Here is a 22113-nt window from a genome sequence, read left to right as displayed (position 1 = left end):
TTATATCGGTATTTCAATCTATATATAGTTCCTTAGCCATTAAAATATATATATATACCTAGACCAACAATTAAAACAACTGCTAACAAAAGGTAAATCATTGTAAGCCTTGTAATATTCCCTTTCGTTGATTTACTATAATTTTCATCTCCATTTTTCCCGACTACTATTGTTCCAACAACAATTACTGCCACAATCAATAAAACAATTAACATCCACTTAATCATGTGTTCCATTTCCCCCTTCCTCTTGCAACCATTTTACAATATTTTTACTGTTTATAACTTTTAAATATTATCATTTTTCTGAACTTTAATTATATATATTATTCACTTTTCATTTACCTATTTGTTTTACTTATTCTTACGTTTGGATTCTCTATTTATTTATACAACAAACCAATTGATGAAATGGAAGATGCGCCATGGCATTCACAACAAAAATAAAAGAATACCACACCCATTCACATATGACCCAAGATGATTTAGCAAAGCTTATTGGTGTTCGACGCGAAACCATTAGTCATTTGGAAAAGAGAAAATATAACCCTTCTTTACAATTGGCTTATGATATTGCAAAAGCATTGAACGCTTCTATTGAGGAAATATTCATTTTTGATGAAGTATAGTAAATCCCCCTCTCTACTATGACGTAGAAAGCGGGATTTTTGTAAAATTTGCACCTATTGTTGAGAATAGCCCAGTGTAGCTAAAAGAATTCATTAAAAAACCCTTAGTTCCCCGTCTTTCCTACAATCCTTATAATATCGGTTAAATCACGAATTTCATATGTTGGTTTAATGCCCATATTATTTTCCTTGCGATACGGGTTGAACCAGCACGTATCAATCCCGTAATTTATTCCTCCTTGAATATCGGAAGTTAATGAGTCACCGATAATTAATACGCTCTCTTTATCTGTAATCTGCAGCTTTGAAAATGCATAATCAAAAATCCCTCGCGCTGGTTTTTGAAATCCAACCTCTTCCGAAATGATAATATGCTCAAAAGTATCACAGAGAGGCGACCCCTTGATTCTAGATTTCTGCACATCTGTGAACCCATTCGTGATAATAGCTAGCCGACAATCAGCAAGCGTTTTACACAAGTCTACAGCTCCTGATACCATATGTATTTCTGTCCCTAAATAGCCAAGATATATACTGTTGAATATGTCAGCATTTATTTCAAGCTTATGAGCTAGAAATAATCTCCTAAATCTCTCCACTCCCAATTCAGATAAAGTTAGAATCCCCTGCTCTAAATCCCTCCATAATACTCTGTTAATCTCTTTATAGCTGTCTTCATAATCTACCAACCCCGTAGGTAATCCGAAATCTACAAACGTTTTATTTAATGCCTTTTTTTCAGACATACTAAAATCAAATAATGTATCATCCACATCGAATAAGATAACTTTATATTTCATAGGTACCTCCATTACTCACTACTGCTCTAGTTTGAATATATATTTCAATTTCTGTTCATAATCAGAACGTCTATAAACCTACCTATATTTTTTCTCTATCTTCTACTACATATTGTGTAGCTGATCCTGGATTTCCCCTTCGAAATTCAGTTCTTTTACTACAGCTTTGTTCATTTATTCTGACTCATTCTTCATTTAATAAAACTATATTATATACATAATACAGGATTTCCCATCAAAACAATTTACATGTTACCTCTCTTCTAGTAACAATGTTTTCATATTTTCTAGTTGTTCTTTTGTAAAGCCAAGTCCTTTTTCAGCATAGATTTCAATACTGCCAAATTTATGGGTAATTTCATCAATTGCTGCCTGTAAATACTCTGCACGAGCTTCAAACATAGCCCCTAATATCTCTTTACTTTCCTCATTTTGTAACTTTGCACCTAAAAAGGCCATCATTTTTTGATTTAACTTTTCACGGAATCCGTTACTTAATAAATAATCTTGCATCACCGTTTCTTCCGGGACACCAAGAAGAAGTAATAATAAAGCAGAACCGAACCCTGTTCGATCTTTACCAGCTGTACAATGATTAACTAGCGGTAAATTTCCCGGATCTTGAGCTAGCTGTAGAAAGCGTACAAATGCTTCATTACCCTCTACAAAGCCTTTGTTCATTTTCACTAAATATTCACCTGGTTTTCCAAGCATCGATAAATCTCCGACTTGGAAAAACTCATTAATATTTAGATCTTTTGCTATATCTTGCATGACTGGTAAACAAACTTGACGAACACCAGTGATACTTGGGTTTGGTTTATGCTTTACTTCAAAATCTGTTCGGTAATCACATACTAGTTTTAAACCAGACTGTTGTAAATAAGCAATATCCCATTCTGTTAATCCTGCTAATTCCTCTGAACGATATAAATTGCCCCACTTTACTTTGCGGCCATCACTTGTCTCATAACCACCTAAATCACGGAAATTAAATGCTCCTTGTAGTGATAACCTACGTTCAGCTACAGTAACTACTTGTCCATTATTTGCTACTAATCGAAAATAAGGACGTGCTTTAGGGCTTGGATCTTCTATCGTACAAGAAGATGCTTTTGATACTCTTAATAAAAATTGTCCATTTTCCACAATCTTTTCTGATGAAGTACTCCAATAAATAGCAACTTCCTCTACTTCATCTTCCCATAATATATGTAACTTATTATCTAGATTTCGTTCTACACTTGCTTGTAACCAGCTTTTATGTTGTTTCATCATTTCACCAATACTTTCTCTATATAATCCGTTAAATCAAGCAATACTCTATTTTATTGTATTACAAATATACTAGTTCTGTCGTGACTATATTTATGACACTCCCTTGTCTTTCTTAGAAATTAAGAAAAGATTTCTTGTACTTTTAAGAATGTTGTAGTTGGAATACCACGAAATACATAGGCAATCTGCTCGTCACCTAAATCTTGATATACAACTGTGCCACGCTGAGGATGTGTATAAAATTCTAGTCCATTTATCATTTGCATTGAACTGTAATTTTTAATCCATGAAGATGCCGGATAGTAATTACGCTTCACATGGCGACACGCCCAAAGTGCATATAGTTGTTCTTTTACATCCCAGTACACATATTGCATTTCATTATTTCCTAAACCAATAGATTCGATTCGCCAAGAATTGGAGACTGTAATTGGTAAAGCGTTATATTGTATTTCATTTGGTGAAAACCATTTACTACATCTGCTTATTTCACCACCATTTGGTACTCTTGCTTGAAAACTTAATTGATGAAACGGTTTATTGATTTGTTTTTTTGCCTTCTCTAAATCTAATGGTTGCAAACCTTCCAAGAACTTTTCCATTTCTTGTTGTTGCACAAACCCTTCATCGATCGAAATTTCAATCTGCGTTTTCCATTTAGATATGGCATAACTAACTTTACCTTTATAATTCAGCCCCCTCCAATATACAAGACCATTATACTGAAAGCATTCACCTTGTGCTTGATACATACAACTATCAGGAAATGTTGGCTCCATAATATCTAGAAAAAACTCTTTTACTCGAAATACTCCTGTTCGTGTAAAAACTTGAAACCAAAGTGTTTCCCATTTCTCTCCTTCTTGACGTTCCGATACATTTTCAATATGCCAACCATCAAACAATACAACTGGGTATAGTGCAATCATATGTTTAAGCTTTTGTTTTAACATAATAAGCTCCCTCCTTGTTGACTACTTCGGGAGAGGTTATTATTTATCCTTGCATGAGCAGGATTGTCCTCGAATATATAGAATACTAGGAAACAATTCATTACTAAAGCACAGAGGAGGAGGAGCTTTGGATATCATTGCATTGCAACAACAATTGGAGCTCATCCAGCAAAATGACTATACACAGATGCAGAACATCGATCTTAACGAGTTAAGTTCCCATATGATTCAAAACATTGGCACGACTGATAGCTATGTACGTGATCAATTAATATATAAATGTTTTTCACACTTTATTCAAAATGAATTCCTACCCCATGATCAATTGGAGACTTTATTAACAACCTGTCTAAGTAATAATTACTTATATCGAGAAATTGCCTCTCCAAATACGGATGGAGTTTTCACTCGTTCTTATACCACTTTATTAATAGGTTTAATTATACAGTTCGATAATTCTCATTCATTTTTATTACAAGAAACAGTACAAAAAGTAAAAGAAAAGCTTATTACATATATGAATCTTGAAATAGATTACCGTGGATATGTACAAGATAAAGGCTGGGCTCATAGCATTGCCCATGCATCTGATGTTTTTAACGAACTCGTACACAATCCACATATTACCTGTTCCTGCTATGAAGAGATTGCTCATTGCATATTAAATAAAATTTTCATTTACTCTACCGTATATCATAATAACGAAGATGAAAGAATTGTAACCACCCTCCTATCTATGCTTTATTATGATTTCTCAAGAGATCAACTTTTTTCGATTATTTATAAAAAAATAAAACGTTTACCACAGCTCAAAAAAAGACTCTCTTGTCATGAATACTGTAAATTATGTGCAAATTTAAAAACTTTTTTACGAACCTTATTTTTCAGAACAAAAATAGACCCAAACCTTTCTTCTGTAGCAAATCGAGCAGAAAAAATGTTACAAGAATTACATAAGTATTGCTAATTCTAAAGGAGAAAAGAAAATGAGATATATCAAAGACATGCGGAAGCTCGTAGGTAATCACCCGCTTATACTAATTGGTTCACACGTTATTATTGTAAATGAGATATCACTTCAACTCCGCACTGATTTTAATATGTGGGGCATTATTGGTGGTGCTCTTGAATATGGAGAAACATTAGAAGAAGCTGCAAAACGAGAAGTATAGGTTTTCAGAAAAGGATTCTACAACTTTGGAGGAATTATCATGGTAAAATATATTTCGAAAAACCAGATTTCAAAAAATCCCCTTGCCTACATTATGCTTATGAATCTGGAAAAACTGGTGGTACAACACCTGCAGTCTTAAATGCAGCTAATGAAATTGCAAATGTACTATATTTTAAAAATGAAATTTCATTTTTTGATATTGAAAAAACAATTTATTCTACACTTGAGGCACATCACAGCATCACGAATCCCTCTTTAGAAACAGTATTAGAAGCGGATCGTTGGGCACGCGAATATGCAAATCAATTATTAGTTAAAAAATGAAAAAGAGCTAAAACAGACACATTCTCTGTTTTAGCTCTTTTCTTTACGTGTTTAATTTAATAAATCGATACCCATGTGTAACAAGCACTTTTAATATCGCATATCCCGGAATCGCTAAGATGACTCCCATAATTCCAAATAGATTACCCGCTGTTAAAATAATAAAAATAATCGTAATTGGGTGAATATCTAATTTTTTCCCCATGACTTGCGGTGAAATAAACTTTCCTTCTGCCAATTGTACAATCATCATCACAATAATGACTTTTAGAATCATTGCTGGTGAATCAATAAAGGCAATGATTAAAGCAGGTAGAATGGCAATAATCGGTCCTACATATGGTACAACGTTTACAATCATCGCTAAAACTGCAAGTAACACGGCGTATTTAATCCCAATAATTAAATAACCAATTAATAACATAATACCAATAAATAGGCTAACAATAATTTGCCCTCTAATATATGAGCTAATGGCGTAATGCATATCATCTAATATAAGCTTAGCTGAAGATCGTCTTTGTTCCGGAATAAATCTCAAAAAGTATCTTGGTAATTGTTCACCGTCTTTTAAGAGATAGAACAATATAAAAGGAACCATTACAAATGTAAGAACTACTTCTGTAAGTGTACTTAAGAACCCAGTTACATTCCCTGTCACTGATGATAGTGAATTTGTAAAATTTATTGTAGAATCTTTTACAATACTACCTACATCAATATTTAAGCTATCTTGAATCTTTCCAATTATATTACTTTCTCCAAATCTACGTGCTGCCCTTTCAACTTCATGACCGAAATATGGCAAGTTATCTATTAATGCATTTACTTGATCTTTAATAATCGGAATAACTGTTACAACAAGAAAAACAAACAACCCGATTACAAGTATGTATATAGAAGCAATGGAAATGATTCTAGAAACACCTTTTCTTTCTAAAAGCGAAACAAATGGATGTAAAATATAAAATAGTACACCAGCTAACAACACTGGAAAAAAGATTGTTTTTAAAAAGACAATGAACGGTGTAAATACAAACGAAATTTTTGTTAGTAATAATATATTCACAAATAGTAAGGCAAATCCAAGTAGCACCGCTAAATAATTTTGCTCTTTAAAAAACTTTTTCAGTTTATCTCTCTTTCGTAAATTTATTTTCTCCAAATATACCACCTCTCTAAGTATGAAAAGCCCTTAAAAAGGGCTTTATGAGACAATCAGTAATATATTTCTATTTACATGTAGCTTTTACTACAAATGATACAATTAAAGCCGATACAATTGCACCTAATAAACCAACAATAATATTACCAAACATGCCATGAAGAAATCCCTTCCCTTATCTGCTATAATACCTATAATAGCCCCAACGAAAAATGTGATAATCCATCCCATTTTCCGTTCTCTTTTTCTATTAGGATGTTAATTTATAATTAAATACAAAAGTTATAAACCACCTTATTTAATTACTAGCGCTTTGTAATTCCCATTGAATTATAACTATTCACAAAAGGAGATTTACTACAATAACACGAAATTATGTACATACATTGTATCCAAAAAAACTAAATTCTGTCAAACAACATGGAGATTATAAGTATATTAAAATATCTTTTTTCATTCTAAATTAGGATTTTAGCACGATTCGATGTGAATTGTATCTTATTTCAAGACAAAAACCAACCTACGCTCCCTCTTTCAGAAAGGAGATCGACAAATGATTTTTAAAATGAATCCTGCTTCTATTGAAGTTGCATCCGCTATTTTAGCAATCCAAATTCCTGCTTATCAGGTGGAGGCAAAATACATTAACAGTGTAGCAATCCCACGTTTATATGATACTGTGAAAGACATTCAAAATTGTAATGAGACATTTTATGGATACATCCTTGAAAATAAACTAATAGGTTTTATTTCTTTTGTAAATGAAGGAGCAATTATTGATATCCATCGCCTAGTTGTATCACCCGACTATTTCCATAGAAGAATTGCAACAAAGTTACTCCTTCATTTATTTAGCGCATCCCCTGATACAAGTAAATATATTGTACAAACAGGGAAAGCAAACATCCCTGCCCTTTCTCTATATAAAAAACACGGCTTTGTTGAAGTAAACGACATTGTAGTACCCGACGGAATCGTCCTTACTCAATTAGAAAAAGACAGAAAAAAATAAATAGTTTGACTTGTGTGTTTTATTATGTTATTTTTTACTTTATAAAACCTTTTGCTGAATCCAAATTTTGGAACGGGGGAACCATTTATGTAGCTTATGCTACTTGGGGCGAATCTTTTTTAAGTAGGGGAACTCTCACTTCCCGAGTCCGACAGCTAACCTCGTAAGCGTAATGGGAGAGGGAAGGTGCTTTTTACCTATGTTACACTGTATCCCTCCTTAACTATAAAGTGTATGGAATCGTTATCACAAAAAACTATATTTATAGTAAAGGAGACTTGTACAATGTTACGTTTATCAGATCATGAAATAAAAATGATGGAGCAACGCCTCCGATTGGAGCAACAGCGTACGTATCAAGCAAACAAAATTGTAGATAGTTTACATCACAAATATTTTTTTCAACATATTTTTCAGCCGAAAAGATAAATTAACATGTTAAAATTGCTAATAGGTAAAGATAGAAACGTTATAAATTAAAAAACTATGCTGCACTTTACTAAGTTAGACCTTTCATGCTTTTTCTTTCTTTAAGTGAAAAAACATTATTCGATTTATTCAGAAAAACAAAACTTCATTACCATGTGTAATGAAGTTTTGTTTGCTACTGAATCACTTAGAACATACGTCCTTTTAGTTCTCATATAATCTCTCTTTCTTACTAAGCCTCCTTATTATGATTATATAGGCACAAAACAAAGCACACTTTCCAAACAAGCAACTGCAAAGTTTGTAAAATAAGATACTATGCTGCAGTTACTAAATTTCTTTTCTGCTTTCTCCTATTCTTTTTCTTGTACCACCACATATATATTCCAGTAAACATTAAAATAGATGGAGTAAGTCCACCGATTACATATAAGACTTTTGTAAATAGTCCACCAAATGTCCCTGTATGTAACGGAAGATGCCAAGTTTGATAGGTAAGTCCACGATCTACATTGGGATCCATCTTTGCGATTACTTTTCCACTATACTGGTCCATCCACACCTGGATCATACGAGCGGCTCATACGAATTTCGATAGCCCCTTCTGCCTTTCCTTGTTTCACCTTCTCTGGAATTCTCACTTGCATAATTGTTCCTTCTGGCACTTCTTTTTCAGCTGTATGTAACAATCGATCAAGAAGAATCTTTCCTCCTGAAAGAGGTTTAGAAATTAGCTTTTCTTTCGCTGGCATCACAGTAGCCTTTGCACCAAACCATCCAAAAATAGTTTTATCATACACAAAAAGACCTCCCGTTAACGAAACGATAAGTAAAAATGGAACAGAAACTGCACCAATAACTCTATGTAGATCAAATTGCTTTACATATTGATTCTTGCTTTGACGAATATTGAACTCCCCCCCACCTACCTCTACACGAGCCTGAGGTGGAGGATTCTCCTGTTTCGGCCCTAGCAAAAACAGTTCCTCTCGTTCAACAAAGAGGATACAACGATATAGAAGTTCCGTAGTGTCCCTAAGACGACCCATTCGATCTTCCAAGGAAAACAAAAGAGGTACAGCTACTTTTTTCTTATATCGAGAGTAGAACACCTTGTCATGCATCCAGTTCCTAGACTTGTTATCTGCTCTGGTAATAAGCGTAGGAGACTGGGACAAAGCGTCCTTTTTTATCATGCAAGTAGCTTTGCTAGTTTTTTCTTTTCACTTTTAAACAAGTGTAACCTTTCGATTTGTAAGGCTTCTTTCGGCTGATCTACATCGTATAGCTGATAGAAATGATGCGTGCGAATATCCAATCGATTATTCAGTTGATGCCAATGACTCCAGTGATGTGCATCTTTCTTTGGAATATAAGGCTGCAGAACCCGCGGCACTTTTTCTTTGTATCCTAATCCCCGGCGCCCAATCGTAAAAGCAGCAGATTGATGAATAGAGATACCGAATTTTCGCATATATTTCATCTTTCCTGCAATCGAAGTGTAAGCGGGATTGACTTGAAAGACAGCCACGCCCCTTTTATCCGCGCGGCCTAGAATTGCACTTGTCATCTTTTCATAAGCGAACATACTCTTCATTCGATTCGCTCACTTATTTCCATAACGATCCCCTGTTTTCGATTGGGTTGTATCTAACTTCTCGATGACAATTGGCTTGTTATACCGCTCCGCTAAGTCCACTAAGCGAATCGCTTCCACTTCGATGATCTTTGTGATTTGTCCTGTGGATTTACCCATGATAGAAAAAACAAGGGCACCACTTCCTTTGTAATTCCCGTCCTTCGTTACATTCGCCCAAGCAAAATGTTCGAGATTGCAATCCACACCAATTGCGCCATCTGATGTACTATAATTCGTATGAGAATTTTCTGGCACATCGACTAAACATTTCACAATGTAATACTCCCCATGATCTTCCACAGACCACGCAATCGGTTTGCCATGTTTTTTCTTATTCTTACACTGTAATTGGGTTGTGATTACTTCTTTTATGATTTCTTGTCCATACGGGAATGTAACAGCTGGGAACTTAAGTGTTTTTCCGGAACTTGTCGTCATCCATAATTCCTGTGTCTCAGGCACATACTGAAACCCAAAATTTCCATATTTGGCATCTTTACGGCCAGATAGAATGAGTTGTTTATTTCGAGCACGAGAAAATAATATTTTCCATTTGTCATGGTTACGTACAAACTCATCGATGGTAAATCGAAAGCGAAACAGTTTTTTGCTTCCAAATACTGCGCTTGGAATATGCGTTTTATATGATGCAAGTTTCTGTGTTAAACGAAGTTGTCTGTGGGTTAAAAGGCCGATTTTCGCCTGGATTCTTTTGATTTGAGCATCTAAGTACTGGTGTTCAAACAGAGATTCATTCAGCCAAATTAAGGTGTCTTTTTTACGAGATAAGGAGATGAGGTTGTTGTGCTTCACGAAGCGGGTGTTTTTTAGAAACGTCAGCTTTCCTTTCACACAACTTTGTTTGATTTTGCGAAGATTTGCCAGTTTTGTCCGTTCTTGTTTCAACTTTTTCTTTAGTTTCTTAACCTTCTCCTGTGTTTGTTTCTCATATATTTTTTGTAACTCCATTAAACCTGTAAACAATGCCTTCGCTTCTTGCGTCGCACTGTTTGCATAGTAATCATTCAATTGATAATTCCGCTTGAGAACAAGATGAAGACTATCCGCATGCATCTTTCGGTTCCAACGTTTTTCCCGAACAATCGTTTGAAATGCAAAGCGTTTCGCCCGATTACATGTTTCGATTGTCTGTGTTAATGCCTCTACCATTTCATATGGTAAATCTGTCTTATAGATTCGTTTCGAAAAATACGCTTTCTTCACCTGTTCTCACCTCATTTTGTTTGATAAGATCATTATACAACAAAACAAACATACGTTCTATCAAAAAGAGACATTTTCTTTAAAAAAGACAAAACCGAGCAGACCCCCACCTTCACTTCGTTTAGAGGAGGGGGTCTGCTCGGTTAAAATGATAAATGAATCTCATCTTCAGAAGCAGTATACGGACTGTACTTTGGCAAAGAATCTACTTAAAAAAAGCAAGGTGCTACTACATCCCAACACCTTTTATTGAGCTCTAACATTTTTGTCTGCTCCATTTCTCATTCCCCCAGCTTTCTCAATCCTATTTATAAACGACATTTCTCCACTTCTCATTCCTCTCTAAAATTCACATCATATAACCTGAACGTCCTTTTCTCTTCGCCCGATAATTTTTCACTTTCGCAATCGTACCACACGCTCTCCCATCTTTACCTCCAGCATACATACCACACCAACGTTTACTCCCATTACGAGAATAATCATAAAAAACCCAGCGGCAATCTGGACATGCTTTTAACCGGCTCCATCTCTTTTGATCAATAGCAACCAAAATACTTTGTAAAATCATCGTATACAAATTTTCTTCTCCAATTGGTTCATATGCAACAGAATCCATATTCTCTGTCACACATACTCGAAACGGATACTTTCTAAACCATTCTTGTAGTGTCCCTTTCTCCTCAACCACGAAACGAATTCCATCTCTAAATTGCTTCAGCTCATCTAACGTACCAAAAGAGAGTTCCTCATCAAAATGGTTTCTCATAAATTGAAGTACATCATCTACTGTATTAAGCTCATCTACCTGCTTTCTTGTGTCATTTGGAATTCTCCATGTATTTAAAAAATCTCTTACAACTTCTAATTGTCCTGGTGCCTCTTGGCCGTGACTCAAATTCATTCACCATCTTTCTAAAATTTACTTTTTTCTGACTTTATGTATAATTATAATATAAAACAGTTAACCATTAAAATATTTTAACGGTTACATCACAGGAGGGATTTTATGAAAAACTTTTCAATACCCATACGTTTTATACTCATTTCTTCCTTTTTCATGGCATTTGGATACTTTGCTGTGTATGCCTTTCTCGCTATTTATTTATCTAATTTTTTACACTTTTCTACCATGCAAGTAGGAACAATTTTAACAATTATGACTATCACATCACGAGTTATCCCTTTATTTTCTGGTATCATTGCCGACAAAGTGGGCTATATGATTATGATGATATCTGGTTTACTATTAAGAGGCATTGGCTTTATTTGTTTAGGGATATTTTCAGAGTTTCATACTATTTCAATTTCTGCTTCACTAATTGGATTTGGAACTGCATTTTATGAACCCGCTGCACGCGCTGTATTTGGCTCACAACCTGCTCGTATCCGAAAAGATTTATTTACATACTTAAATCTTTCTTTTAACAGCGGAGCTATTATCGGCCCAATTGCTGGCAGCCTGTTACTCATATGGAATCCTTTGTATCCATTTATACTTACCGGATCACTCATGTTATTATTTGCTGTCCTTTTTTATCTTCTTAGAAGTCACTTTCAAGTTTCTACAGAAAATGTACAGCTCTTATCTGGATTCAAAGTCGTCTTTGAAAACAAGCATTTCCTCTCATTCTCAGGCACCATGATTTTCTTTTACATTATGTTCACTCAACTTACTGTTGCTCTTCCTCTTCATATGACCAACATCAGTCATAATGAAAAATTAGGAGGAATTGTTATTACAATGAATGCTATTACAGGCGTTTTATTTATGATCGCCTTTAGGAAAATCTTTCACAAATACAATACACTATCGATTGTAAAATATGGCGTTCTATTAATGGGAATTTCTTTTTTACTAATCCCCTTATTTCAAGATCCGTATTGGCTATTTGTTTGTGTTATTTTATTTACAATCGGTGAAACGCTTGTATTACCTAATGCTGACATTACAATTGCGAATTATAGTAATGAATCTTATACAGCTACATATTTTGGTTTTTATCAGCTCTCACTTGCTATTGGCTTTATAATTGGAAACTATACAGGAACATGGCTTACATCACAGATGCAAGGGACGTATACACCTTGGTTTATTTTGGGAACACTTGGTGTTACAGGTTTTATTTTGCTTCATATTTTAAAAAATATGGAGCAAAAACATGAAAAAGAGATGATTCATACAGGATTATAAACGTATATAATGCAATGAAAAGCACCGTCCAGTCTATTGAACGGTGCTTTTCATAAAAAAATTATAATTTTTTTATCATTTTAAAATTAGTCAGTGTAACACCTTTACGCTCTACAGTTTGTGAACAAACAATTTTGTAGCCTCCATGTTCAAAAAATGGCTTAGCTGTAATACTTGCTTCTGTATCAATTTCTAAAAGATTTAATTTCTTCGCCTCAGATTCAAGCATATTTACTAAAGCTGTGGCTATACCTTGTCCTTGATAATCTTTATGAACATACAGTCTATCTAAGTGGCCAGTATGCGTTAGATCGCTAAATCCAACAATTTTATCATTAACTTTTGTAACAAATGTTATATTTCGATCTAATGATTCTTTCCAAGATTTCATTTTAGATTCTTTTTCATCTCTTGGCGCCCAAGCATCCAATTCTAATTGAGAATAATCTTTCAAATTTACTGAATGAACCGTTTCATAAAACAAAGAAATAATCTCTTCAGTATCAGCTTCCTTAAACTTTATAATCTTCACTTTTTGTTATGTCTCCTCTTATTATAATAAGCATATTCTCATATATTTAAAATTTCACCACCAATTTCTTCTTCCACACAACTGCTCTATCGTTCAATAAGAACAAACGAAATGTAGATCATTCCGGTTCATCTTTTTATAAACGGTTAAACTGTATTTCAAACCCACAATAATATCCAGTATAAAAAACACCTTTTAGTAAAACTAAAAGGTGTTTTTTTGTGAAACCATTAATGAATATCATGTTTTTTGAAATTACCGCCCTTTACTTCTGCTACGTCATATACAGTAATAAAGGCATTTTCATCAATTTCATGAATGAGTTCTTTCATTTTACTTTCTTCTAAACGGTTAATGACACAAGTGATTTCTTTAAATTGTTCCTTTGAATAACCGCCGTAAACTTCATTATACGTTGCACTTCGACCTAAGCGATCTCGAATTGTTTCTACCATTAATTCAGGTTCTTTTGTGATAATTTTAAAGGTTTTAGAACCACTTAAACCTACTTCAACGATGTGAATTACTTTAGAAGCAATAAAGTAAGCAATTGCCGAAAGAATAGCTCCTTGAAGACCAAATACTGTTGAGACAAAAATAAAGACAAACATGTTTAAAAATAAGATGAGATCACTTGTCCCAAAAGGTAATTTTCGAGAAAGTAATACGGCTAACATATCAATTCCATCTAATGCGCCACCGTTACGCAATGCTAACCCCATACCAAAGCCGATGATAATTCCCCCAACAACGGTAATTAACAATGTATCCCCTTCAATAATAGTTGGTACTTGGTGCATAAGAACAGTACCGATTGCTAGTGAAGCAATACCGATAACCGAATAAACAGCAAAACTTTTACCAATTTGCTTATATCCTAACCAAACAAAAGGGATGTTAATGACTGCAATTAGAATTCCTAATGGTAATCCAAATAGTTCTGAGCTAACGATACTTAAGCCCGTCACACCACCATCTGATACGTTGTTTGGGATTAATACTGATTCTAGTCCATACGCTGTTATAAATGCCCCAATAATAATCATTAATGCTCGTAAAACGATTTTTAGTTTATGGGACTTGTTCTTTTTGATTGTACTCATATCATTTCCTCGCTTCAAACTTTTTTTCTCTTCATTACTACACATTTTTAATCAGTTAGACTCATTCCTAATAACTATTCTAACACATTTCCATCAGAATATTTCTTGAAGTATTTTTCCTCTTTAAGTGATTTTTTTCACAATCTCTTCTAACATGTAAAAAAGATAACCAATTTTCTTTTAAGCTGTTATTCAACAAGGTGCCCAATTGTGGAATTACAGAACGGGCATATTGGTGAATGACTTTATTGTAAGAGTTAAATGCGAGATCGGCCGTTATCCGTCCCTGCTTGTTCAACAAACGGACCAGTTTGTGGAGGATTTTAACAGGCTTTTTTAGAGTTATTATTTAAAAAAGGATTTTGAAGTCTTTTGGTGAAAATTAAATATTAAATCTATAAAAGATGGAGGTTGTTGTGATGTTGAAACTGTTTCAATATAACTGGCAAGTTCGTGATGATTGGTTTACATTGTGCGAAGACATACCGGATGAAGAACTATTAAAGAAACGGGTCGGTGGGTTCGGCAGTATCCTACATACCCTATTTCACATTGTAGATGTGGAATATATGTGGATCTTAGCTTTGCGAGGTGAACCAGTGCCTGAGGAGCCATTGTTTGAGGATTATGCTAGCTTACAAAAAGTGAAAAATCTTTCAGCTCAATACCATGAGAAAGTGAAACCATTTGTGACATCTTGGACAAATGAAATGGATTCTCGGAAACTTTCAGAAACTGATTTCAATGAAGAACCGATTAGCTCTAGAGACGCACCAATCAGGCGCCGAGTCATTGAATGTACACACGGAGAGATCATACGTCATGTCATTGTCCACGAAATCCACCATATTGGTCAGTTATCTATATGGGCACGTGAAATAGGAAAGGAGCCTGTTTCCGCAAATCTGAGAGGAAGAGGGCTATTCGATAATTAGACTGCCTTTGCCAATTTCACAAACGGGCGCGTTTATTTAGAAAAGCGTCTTTTCTTGTATATTAAGTCATTTGATAGAATATGGTACCATTAATATGCTACATCAAATATTTATAATGTTTATTCATGTGAGTGTAGTGTAAGGCTTAAAAAAGAACTAAAATACTTGTCAAAATATTATTTTTCTTGGTTTTCCTTAAAAATGGACAGTTCTTTTTTAAAGTGAAATCGCTCTTTTAAAAAGCTCCCTAAATTTCTCCCTATCTTCTGATGTAAATGGTTTTGGCCCCTTTGTACGCTTTCCACTTTTTCGAGCCATTGCACTCAAATAACGTGTTTGTAATAATTGGTCAATGTTTTCATTTGTATAGCTATACCCATTATGGTGAAGAACCGTACACCCCTTTGCTAAACCTAGCGAAGCAAGACCATAATCTTGCGTAACGATTATGTCTCCTTTTTCTGCTAACTTCATAATCCGATAATCCGCAGCATCTGCTCCAGAATCAACATAAATCGTTTCCACTCCTGATGGTTGTTCTGCATTAGAAAAATGAGAAAAGCTAGTAACAAGGATAACAGGAATTTCAGCATTCGTACCTTCAGAGATAATAATATCTTTTACCGGACAAGCATCTGCATCAACATAAATTTTCATCTTTATCACTCCCATAAATAAGTTCGAGTTGATGATAATGGTAGATTTAGCTTTTGTCAAACGAAGATGCTTTACCTAAAATCATTAAAAAAACAGATTTTCTATTAGAGGGCGCGATTGTGGAACAAGAATTACAAGGGTGATACATATTATACATGACTAATATGTATCACCCTTTATTTTTTATGACTTTTTTTGATTTAGGTCTTGATAATATTTGTTAAACAACTTTATTGTCAATCAACACAATTGTTATAGAATTAGTATTTTATAATGTAAAACCTTTAACACTAACTTCTTCAGATAAAACACTAACTATTTATCAGATATTTGTTTTTTATTTGCTTACAAATTACTTATAGTCTCTTTTGTATATTTCATTTTCTTTCTTTTTCCTAGTATAATCTCTTTACCATTTATATTTTTTTATTGAACTGTTTAACTTCCTTAAATACCTTGTTCCTACATCCAAAGAATTAACTGTAAACTAGTTCTTTTTGGCTTAGATCAAGCGTCTGCGCTGTTGAAGTATGAATCTCTTGGAAAAGCTCTGGGTTTTCCGCTAGTGACACGCCATAAGAAGGAATCATTTCTTTTATTTTCAGTTCCCACTCTTTCATATGTTGTGGGAAGCATTTTTCTAATACCTCAAGCATAACGTGAACAGCAGTAGAAGCACCCGGAGAAGCGCCGAGCAATGCAGCTATCGAGCCATCAGCGGCACTAACAACTTCCGTACCAAATTGAAGTGTTCCTTTACCACCGGCATCAGTATCTTTGATAACTTGCACACGTTGTCCCGCTACCACTATATCCCAATCCTCGCTTTTGGCGTTCGGAATAAACTCGCGTAATTCTTCCATGCGCTTTTCATTCGATAACATAACTTGCTGGATCAAGTATTTTGTCAATGACATCTCTTTTACGCCTGCCGCCATCATAGTGAGGACATTATTCGGTTTTACGGAACCTATCAAATCAAAATTCGAACCAGTTTTTAAGAACTTTGGTGAGAAGCCGGCAAACGGTCCAAACAGCAATGTTTTTTTGTTGTCAATATATCTTGTATCAAGATGCGGAACAGACATTGGTGGAGCACCAACCTTAGCCTTACCGTATACTTTTGCATGGTGCTGCGCTGCAACTTCCGGATTGTTACATACCATAAATAATCCGCTTACCGGGAACCCTCCAATATGTTTTGACTCAGGAATACCGGTTTTTTGTAGTAAAGGCAGACTTCCGCCCCCACCGCCGATAAAGACGAATTTTGCAGTATGGTATTCGATTTTACTACTATTCATATCATGCACTTTCACTTCCCATGATCCGTCGCTAGCACGTTTAATATTCTCGACACTATGTTTGTAGTTTATTTCGACATTTTTACTCTGCAAGTGGTCAAACAACATACGTGTTAAAGCACCAAAGTTGACATCCGTTCCAGAATCGATTTTCGTTGCCGCTATTGGCTCATTCGATGTACGCCCTTCCATAATAAGTGGCATCCACTCCTCCAGCTTTTCATGGTCATCAGAAAATTCCATTCCTTGAAACAGCGGACTGTTTGAAAGCGCTTCAAAACGTTTTTTCAAAAACGTTACATTTTCTTCCCCTTGCACCATACTCATATGAGGTATTGGCATGATAAAGTCTTGCGGATTACGAATCAGATTACTATTTACAAGATAAGACCAAAATTGTCTTGAAAGCTGAAACTGTTCATTAATTTTGATAGCTTTGCGAATATCTATAGATCCATCAGATTTTTCGGATGTATAGTTCAGTTCACAAAGTGCAGCGTGGCCCGTTCCCGCATTATTCCATTCGTTAGAACTTTCTTCTCCTGCGTTTGCGAGTTTCTCGAACACTTTGATTTCCCATTCAGGTACTAACTCTTTCAGTAATGATCCCAAAGTCGCGCTCATGATTCCGGCACCAATTAAGATAACGTCTGTTTTTTGCTGCATGTTGCTCATGATAATCTCTCCATCCCCTATATTAGCAAAAAAGAGTAGGTGCATCTGCTTAAAGGTCGCAAAAAGCAAAGCGTCGCCTAGACCCCTACCTAGGAACCTATCTCTCCTGCCTCAAATATAACCATCTCATACTCTATTATAATAATTAATAGACTAAAATATCTAGTATTATCTGATAATTATTAACGATTTAAGAGAGAATATAGATTTTTTACAAAAATAAATTCTACTTTTCTACATAAAAAAGAGAAGTCTACTCTTACAGAATACAGAAAAACTATATAAGGTTATACATTATATATCCATTGGTACATCATTTATCTAAAGTGATGTACTTTTTTCTTTTATAAACCTCTTTATTCGCCTTCTTATGATTTCCTATTTCAGAACATATTCATTATAATAAGAGAGAAAATGCTTTTTCCAATTCTTCCAAAACCTCTGTGTAATGTCGAATCCCAGGGTATTGTTGTGGAGAAAGTGCTTTTGACCTTATTGGAAAATCATGAATGAATTCCAGGTCCTTATACTCCTTTAAATGCAGTTGATTCAACGCAGTTAGAACGTCACTTTTGTTTTCACTCCACACTTGAAAGGTTTTAAAGCTTGTCACAAAAATTTCATTATAGGATGTACCATCTTCAGTCGCGATTCCAAATTGGAGAAATCCATCATTTGTAAGTTCAAATTTATATTCTTTGAAAAGATTCATGATTCGGTCAGATTCAGTAAAGCGACTAGGAACGGGCTCTTCCCCTTTCATTCCTACAATTCCATAAGCTATCCCTTCTTTAATCATTGTATTAACTAATGCTACAAACAAGTGCCAAATTCTATCAGCATCAATATTGATTTCGGTAAAATACTGAAACTTTTCACCTTCAATCTCTCTCATCTTGTATCCTTCCACAATGTTCGCTCTCGCCCGTTTTTGTTGTATAGTGTGGTAATCATCCCCCCTTGGATAATCAATTCGATCTGGTATTCGATCTGGTATTTGTAAGCCTAACGGTAATTTATACACGCTTTTTCCTCCTCGTCTTCAATAAATATAATTATATTGTAATAAAATAGTTTATAGATTTTCAACATATTCTCTTTTGGTAATTCAAATCCCTTCTCCAATTAACTGATCATATTCTTTCATACATCTTCGCATATGCGATTTTCAGCTGTTCCCGCAATTCCTTATCTTCTTATACGCACTGTAACGAAAAAATGATGTCTAGAACAAAATATCTCTTGAGTATTTAAAAATAAAAGATGACGATGCGAAACAAATATCAAATTTATTTAAAACTTTCTTTTTCAGCTATTATATCAACAAGTCACCCTTCCATACTACAAACCATTTATGTTGTAGTAGCAAATGAGCTCTTTTGTGGCAAAAAAAAAGAATAGATCACTCAGATTGCTTCTGCCTGCATCTATCCTTTTCTTTTTATACAATGTGTAACACTATTAAATCAAAAGAAATTAGCTAATTTTTTTATGAAGCATGATCTTTCTTCTTCATCAATGCTCGTTTTTTCATCGCTTTTGTTAAGTAGCCGCCTTTGAAAGAGCGAATCTCATAGGAAGACATAAACGCTTTCGGTGCAATTCGATTAATAATGTCCAAAAGCTCTTTCTCGCGGGAACGTTTCGCAACAATATCTAAACGGTAGCGTACGGAATTTATCCCTTCCCCTTCAAATACAGTTACACCAAATCCTGAATGTCTTAATTCATCAACTAACTCATTGCAACGATCTAGTAAACTAACTTGGTATGTAATATACCCAATTGCCAATTTATTTTCTATATAACCGCCTAATAAAAGTCCGGCACTAAAACCGATCACATAGGCTATAATATTCATCCAATTTGATAAATCTTGAAACACAATTCCTAAACTTACAATATAGATTGCCCCTTCTAGTAATCCCACACCAGCAGCGGATCTTGTTTGATTCTTTACAAGCAAAATCGTCCTGATCGTTAAAACTGGAACATAAATAATTTGAAGTACAAAAATAAGTAGCGCTTGTAACATTTGCATCCACCTCTTTCAAAAAGTCTTTTGTCATAATAACATATATAACCTTTAGAAAGCGATGGATTTTCTAAACTTTTTTATTTTTCCATGAAAAAATAAGAAAATAAAAAAAGAACCGTTTTCGGTTCCCTTTTATCTTCTTATTTTGAATCCCGTGTAACCCTTTTTCTTTTTTCCTCTTCTTCTCTTACTAACTGCATATTCACATACGCTAAATTCGCAATCATTAAAAAGTGACCACCTAAAATGCCCGTACCAAATGCCCACATTTCCATTTCATGTTCAATTTCATACATAATGATCGCACCTAGTATCGCAGCTGCAAAACGATTTAAAATTCCTAATCCAGGCGCACGTTGTTTTAATACAATACTTTTCCCAATCTTTTCAACTCGTCTGGCTAACAACCAAAGACAGTATGCACTTACAGCTAATCCGATCCCGAATCCAGTAACTTGCTTTGAAAAAGGCGTTATCGTCCATAGAAGTAGTAAACCACTAAAGATCATATATAATTGTAGTTTGTATACTCGTAACGCAACTTCAATCAAAATACCCGCTCCTTGTTTCAAGTTTTGCGATAGGTGAAAAAGAAAGCAGCAACCTACACAGTTGCTGCTTTCTCTTGTTGATGATCAATTTTTCGAATTTCAACGCGCTTAATTTGATATGCATCTTTTTCAAGAACTTTAAACTCATATCCCTCTGCTTCGACACATTGTCCTTCTTCAATTTCATGATTCTGCATCATAATCCATCCACCAATTGTATCCACATCTTCTTCCTCGATGTGTAGACCAAATAAATCTTTCACTTCTGAAATTAACACTTTTCCATCAACAATTTTATGATGTTCATTTACGTGTTGAATTGGTGGATGTTCATCTTCATCATATTCATCACGAATTTCGCCGACGATTTCTTCCAATATATCTTCAAGCGTTACAATTCCGGCTGTACCTCCGTACTCATCATATAATACAGCCATTGGAATTCGCTTTTTCTGCATTTGCAGAAGTAAATCATGAATTGGAGTTGTTTCCATCACTTCAATAATCGGACGCATATACGTACGAATAGATGATAAATCTTCTGTATCGCCTTTCATATATCGAATAAAGAAGTCTTTTACGTTGACCATACCGATAATATCATCTTTATCTTCTCCAAAGATTGGATAACGTGTGTATCGTTCGCTTTGGATAATTTTCATGTGTTCTTCTACTGAATCTTCGAGATAGAAACCGACGATTTCTGTCCGTGGTACCATAATCTCTTTCGCAATGCGATTATCAAATTCAAAGATATTATTTACATACTTATATTCTGCTTGATTAATTTCTCCACTTTCATAGCTCTCTGAAAGAATAAGACGTAACTCTTCTTCCGTATGTGCTACTTCATGTTCAGAAGCTGGTTTCAAACCGAATAAGCCAGTTACGACACGCGCTGAACTATTTAGTACCCAAATAAACGGATACATCACTTTGTAGAACATCATTAAAGGTCCAGCAAATAATAAAGTTACTCTTTCAGCCTTTTGAATTGCCATTGTTTTCGGAGCTAATTCCCCTACTACAACGTGCAAATACGTCATTGTCATAAATGCAAGGCCAAAAGTCAATACTTGTGAAATAGAAGGGTTTAAGTTCCATTTCTCAAATAATGGATGCAATAGCTTTTCTATTGTCGGTTCACCTAACCAACCAAGTCCCATTGCCGTTACTGTAATTCCTAACTGACAAGCAGATAAATATTCATCTAAATTTGTTGTTACCTTTTTTGCTGCTAACGCACCGCGTTTTCCTTCCGCAACAAGCTGATCTATACGACTTGAACGTACCTTAACAATCGCAAACTCTGCTGCTACGAAAAATCCAGTAAATGCGATTAAAATCGCAACCATGACTAAATTAAATATTTCCAATGAATCCCCTTAGTAAAAAAACTAAGGTGTTCACCTCCTGTATACTTATAATGTTTTCTTATTCTCTGTTTCTTTAGAAAACATAGCCCTATACAGAAATTAAAAGAGTTGGATCCAACTTC

Annotated in this window: 22 protein-coding genes, 5 pseudogenes and 1 riboswitch; of the genes and pseudogenes, 9 read left to right on the top strand and 18 right to left on the bottom strand. The window is 34.7% G+C overall.

What is annotated here, in order from left to right; genetic code table 11:
* Positions 1-32 precede the first annotated feature (32 nt).
* Positions 33-227: a hypothetical protein gene (locus tag C564_RS0118175; RefSeq protein ID WP_026008613.1), complete on the bottom strand. Its 195-nt coding sequence runs from the start codon at positions 225-227 to the stop codon at positions 33-35.
* A gap of 117 nt (positions 228-344) precedes the next feature.
* Here C564_RS0118175 and C564_RS38440 point away from each other — a divergent pair.
* Both C564_RS38440 and C564_RS0118170 read left to right on the top strand, forming a co-directional pair.
* Positions 345-446, top strand: a pseudogene (locus C564_RS38440) (DUF3796 domain-containing protein); the annotation flags it as partial.
* A complete protein-coding gene (locus tag C564_RS0118170; RefSeq protein ID WP_018766293.1) occupies positions 425-628 on the top strand; it encodes a helix-turn-helix transcriptional regulator in 204 nt (67 codons plus the stop codon). The pseudogene C564_RS38440 and the gene C564_RS0118170, both read left to right, overlap by 22 nt.
* A gap of 104 nt (positions 629-732) precedes the next feature.
* Here the strand turns inward: C564_RS0118170 and C564_RS0118165 are convergent, their stop codons facing one another.
* The 3 genes from C564_RS0118165 to C564_RS0118155 all read right to left on the bottom strand — a co-directional run bounded on the left by C564_RS0118165 (position 733) and on the right by C564_RS0118155 (position 3659).
* Complete coding sequence (locus tag C564_RS0118165; protein WP_018766292.1) at positions 733-1428, bottom strand: YjjG family noncanonical pyrimidine nucleotidase; 696 nt, start codon at positions 1426-1428, stop codon at positions 733-735.
* Between the two features lie 252 nt (positions 1429-1680).
* On the bottom strand, positions 1681-2703 hold the full coding sequence (locus C564_RS0118160) for a tyrosine-protein phosphatase (protein ID WP_018766291.1): 1023 nt from the start codon (positions 2701-2703) through the stop codon (positions 1681-1683).
* A gap of 122 nt (positions 2704-2825) precedes the next feature.
* On the bottom strand, positions 2826-3659 hold the full coding sequence (locus tag C564_RS0118155; RefSeq protein WP_006095295.1) for a hypothetical protein: 834 nt from the start codon (positions 3657-3659) through the stop codon (positions 2826-2828).
* A gap of 127 nt (positions 3660-3786) precedes the next feature.
* On the opposite strand from C564_RS0118155, the gene C564_RS0118150 reads away from it, so the two are divergent.
* The 3 genes and pseudogenes from C564_RS0118150 to C564_RS34995 form a co-directional block, all read left to right on the top strand.
* Positions 3787-4626: a DUF2785 domain-containing protein gene (locus C564_RS0118150; RefSeq protein ID WP_018766290.1), complete on the top strand. Its 840-nt coding sequence runs from the start codon at positions 3787-3789 to the stop codon at positions 4624-4626.
* Positions 4627-4645: 19 nt separating this feature from the next.
* Positions 4646-4828: pseudogene (locus C564_RS0118145) on the top strand (NUDIX domain-containing protein); the annotation flags it as partial.
* Positions 4829-4872: 44 nt separating this feature from the next.
* Positions 4873-5157: pseudogene (locus C564_RS34995) on the top strand (1-deoxy-D-xylulose 5-phosphate reductoisomerase); the annotation flags it as partial.
* A gap of 43 nt (positions 5158-5200) precedes the next feature.
* Here the strand turns inward: C564_RS34995 and C564_RS0118135 are convergent.
* Positions 5201-6322 carry an AI-2E family transporter gene (locus C564_RS0118135; RefSeq protein WP_018766287.1) on the bottom strand — a complete coding sequence of 374 codons (1122 nt, stop codon included), beginning with the start codon at positions 6320-6322 and terminating at the stop codon, positions 5201-5203.
* A 553-nt stretch (positions 6323-6875) separates the two neighbouring features.
* On the opposite strand from C564_RS0118135, the gene C564_RS0118125 reads away from it, so the two are divergent.
* Both C564_RS0118125 and C564_RS36825 read left to right on the top strand, forming a co-directional pair.
* Positions 6876-7334 (top strand): GNAT family N-acetyltransferase, encoded by a 459-nt coding sequence (locus tag C564_RS0118125; RefSeq protein ID WP_006095290.1) that lies wholly within the window; start codon positions 6876-6878, stop codon positions 7332-7334.
* Between the two features lie 42 nt (positions 7335-7376).
* Positions 7377-7520, top strand: a riboswitch (cyclic di-AMP (ydaO/yuaA leader).
* Positions 7521-7619: 99 nt separating this feature from the next.
* Entirely contained in the window at positions 7620-7763 is a 144-nt protein-coding gene (locus C564_RS36825) for a hypothetical protein (RefSeq protein WP_003198661.1), read from the top strand.
* A 316-nt stretch (positions 7764-8079) separates the two neighbouring features.
* Here C564_RS36825 and C564_RS37540 read toward each other — a convergent pair whose 3' ends face one another.
* The 5 genes and pseudogenes from C564_RS37540 to C564_RS0118095 form a co-directional block, all read right to left on the bottom strand.
* Positions 8080-8334 (bottom strand): PepSY domain-containing protein, encoded by a 255-nt coding sequence (locus C564_RS37540; RefSeq protein ID WP_231382332.1) that lies wholly within the window; start codon positions 8332-8334, stop codon positions 8080-8082.
* Entirely contained in the window at positions 8306-8740 is a 435-nt protein-coding gene (locus tag C564_RS37535; protein ID WP_006095288.1) for a PepSY-associated TM helix domain-containing protein, read from the bottom strand. Before C564_RS37535 ends, C564_RS37540 begins: the two co-directional genes overlap by 29 nt.
* Positions 8741-8955: 215 nt before the next feature.
* Positions 8956-10626 (bottom strand): annotated as a pseudogene (locus C564_RS0118100) (IS200/IS605 family accessory protein TnpB-related protein).
* A 212-nt stretch (positions 10627-10838) separates the two neighbouring features.
* Positions 10839-10904 (bottom strand): annotated as a pseudogene (locus C564_RS37530) (class I SAM-dependent methyltransferase); the annotation flags it as partial.
* A 71-nt stretch (positions 10905-10975) separates the two neighbouring features.
* Positions 10976-11530, bottom strand: a complete 555-nt coding sequence (locus C564_RS0118095; protein ID WP_003198667.1) for a CGNR zinc finger domain-containing protein — start codon at positions 11528-11530, stop codon at positions 10976-10978.
* 105 nt (positions 11531-11635) lie between these two features.
* Here C564_RS0118095 and C564_RS0118090 point away from each other — a divergent pair, with 105 nt between their 5' ends.
* Positions 11636-12820 carry an MDR family MFS transporter gene (locus C564_RS0118090; protein WP_018766284.1) on the top strand — a complete coding sequence of 395 codons (1185 nt, stop codon included), beginning with the start codon at positions 11636-11638 and terminating at the stop codon, positions 12818-12820.
* Between the two features lie 61 nt (positions 12821-12881).
* Here the strand turns inward: C564_RS0118090 and C564_RS0118085 are convergent, their stop codons facing one another.
* Together C564_RS0118085 and C564_RS0118080 are read right to left on the bottom strand one after the other, a co-directional pair.
* A complete protein-coding gene (locus tag C564_RS0118085; protein ID WP_003198671.1) occupies positions 12882-13352 on the bottom strand; it encodes a GNAT family N-acetyltransferase in 471 nt (156 codons plus the stop codon).
* Between the two features lie 230 nt (positions 13353-13582).
* A complete protein-coding gene (locus C564_RS0118080; protein ID WP_026008611.1) occupies positions 13583-14455 on the bottom strand; it encodes a YitT family protein in 873 nt (290 codons plus the stop codon).
* 419 nt (positions 14456-14874) lie between these two features.
* Here C564_RS0118080 and C564_RS0118075 point away from each other — a divergent pair, with 419 nt between their 5' ends.
* Entirely contained in the window at positions 14875-15390 is a 516-nt protein-coding gene (locus tag C564_RS0118075) for a DinB family protein (RefSeq protein WP_018766282.1), read from the top strand.
* Between the two features lie 216 nt (positions 15391-15606).
* Here C564_RS0118075 and C564_RS0118070 read toward each other — a convergent pair whose 3' ends face one another.
* The 6 genes from C564_RS0118070 to C564_RS0118040 form a co-directional block, all read right to left on the bottom strand.
* On the bottom strand, positions 15607-16047 hold the full coding sequence (locus tag C564_RS0118070; RefSeq protein WP_018766281.1) for a YaiI/YqxD family protein: 441 nt from the start codon (positions 16045-16047) through the stop codon (positions 15607-15609).
* Positions 16048-16523: 476 nt separating this feature from the next.
* A complete protein-coding gene (locus C564_RS0118060; protein ID WP_003198678.1) occupies positions 16524-18071 on the bottom strand; it encodes a malate:quinone oxidoreductase in 1548 nt (515 codons plus the stop codon).
* A gap of 352 nt (positions 18072-18423) precedes the next feature.
* Positions 18424-19050: a hypothetical protein gene (locus tag C564_RS0118055; protein WP_018766278.1), complete on the bottom strand. Its 627-nt coding sequence runs from the start codon at positions 19048-19050 to the stop codon at positions 18424-18426.
* A gap of 465 nt (positions 19051-19515) precedes the next feature.
* Positions 19516-20061, bottom strand: a complete 546-nt coding sequence (locus C564_RS0118050) for a DUF2179 domain-containing protein (protein ID WP_018766277.1) — start codon at positions 20059-20061, stop codon at positions 19516-19518.
* Positions 20062-20204: 143 nt separating this feature from the next.
* Complete coding sequence (locus C564_RS0118045; protein ID WP_018766276.1) at positions 20205-20615, bottom strand: ATP synthase subunit I; 411 nt, start codon at positions 20613-20615, stop codon at positions 20205-20207.
* A gap of 53 nt (positions 20616-20668) precedes the next feature.
* Positions 20669-21991, bottom strand: a complete 1323-nt coding sequence (locus C564_RS0118040) for a hemolysin family protein (RefSeq protein ID WP_018766275.1) — start codon at positions 21989-21991, stop codon at positions 20669-20671.
* Positions 21992-22113: the final 122 nt, after the last annotated feature.

The organism is Bacillus sp. 105MF, assembly GCF_000374885.1.
Classification (GTDB): Bacteria; Bacillota; Bacilli; order Bacillales; family Bacillaceae_G; genus Bacillus_A; species Bacillus_A pseudomycoides.
Note: the sequence above shows the minus strand (reverse complement) of the source record. Positions and strands in the feature narration are given on the sequence as shown.

Coding starts and splice junctions, on each gene's coding strand:
- C564_RS0118090 (WP_018766284.1), top strand. CDS start 11,636: ATGAAAAACTTTTCAATACCCATACGTTTTATACTCATTTCTTCCTTT.
- C564_RS0118095 (WP_003198667.1), bottom strand. CDS start 11,530: ATGAATTTGAGTCACGGCCAAGAGGCACCAGGACAATTAGAAGTTGTA.
- C564_RS0118070 (WP_018766281.1), bottom strand. CDS start 16,047: ATGAAAATTTATGTTGATGCAGATGCTTGTCCGGTAAAAGATATTATT.
- C564_RS0118175 (WP_026008613.1), bottom strand. CDS start 227: ATGATTAAGTGGATGTTAATTGTTTTATTGATTGTGGCAGTAATTGTT.
- C564_RS0118080 (WP_026008611.1), bottom strand. CDS start 14,455: ATGAGTACAATCAAAAAGAACAAGTCCCATAAACTAAAAATCGTTTTA.
- C564_RS0118165 (WP_018766292.1), bottom strand. CDS start 1,428: ATGAAATATAAAGTTATCTTATTCGATGTGGATGATACATTATTTGAT.
- C564_RS0118170 (WP_018766293.1), top strand. CDS start 425: ATGGCATTCACAACAAAAATAAAAGAATACCACACCCATTCACATATG.
- C564_RS36825 (WP_003198661.1), top strand. CDS start 7,620: ATGTTACGTTTATCAGATCATGAAATAAAAATGATGGAGCAACGCCTC.
- C564_RS0118060 (WP_003198678.1), bottom strand. CDS start 18,071: ATGCACCTACTCTTTTTTGCTAATATAGGGGATGGAGAGATTATCATG.
- C564_RS0118155 (WP_006095295.1), bottom strand. CDS start 3,659: ATGTTAAAACAAAAGCTTAAACATATGATTGCACTATACCCAGTTGTA.
- C564_RS0118050 (WP_018766277.1), bottom strand. CDS start 20,061: ATGTTACAAGCGCTACTTATTTTTGTACTTCAAATTATTTATGTTCCA.
- C564_RS0118075 (WP_018766282.1), top strand. CDS start 14,875: ATGTTGAAACTGTTTCAATATAACTGGCAAGTTCGTGATGATTGGTTT.
- C564_RS37540 (WP_231382332.1), bottom strand. CDS start 8,334: ATGATCCAGGTGTGGATGGACCAGTATAGTGGAAAAGTAATCGCAAAG.
- C564_RS0118125 (WP_006095290.1), top strand. CDS start 6,876: ATGATTTTTAAAATGAATCCTGCTTCTATTGAAGTTGCATCCGCTATT.
- C564_RS0118160 (WP_018766291.1), bottom strand. CDS start 2,703: ATGAAACAACATAAAAGCTGGTTACAAGCAAGTGTAGAACGAAATCTA.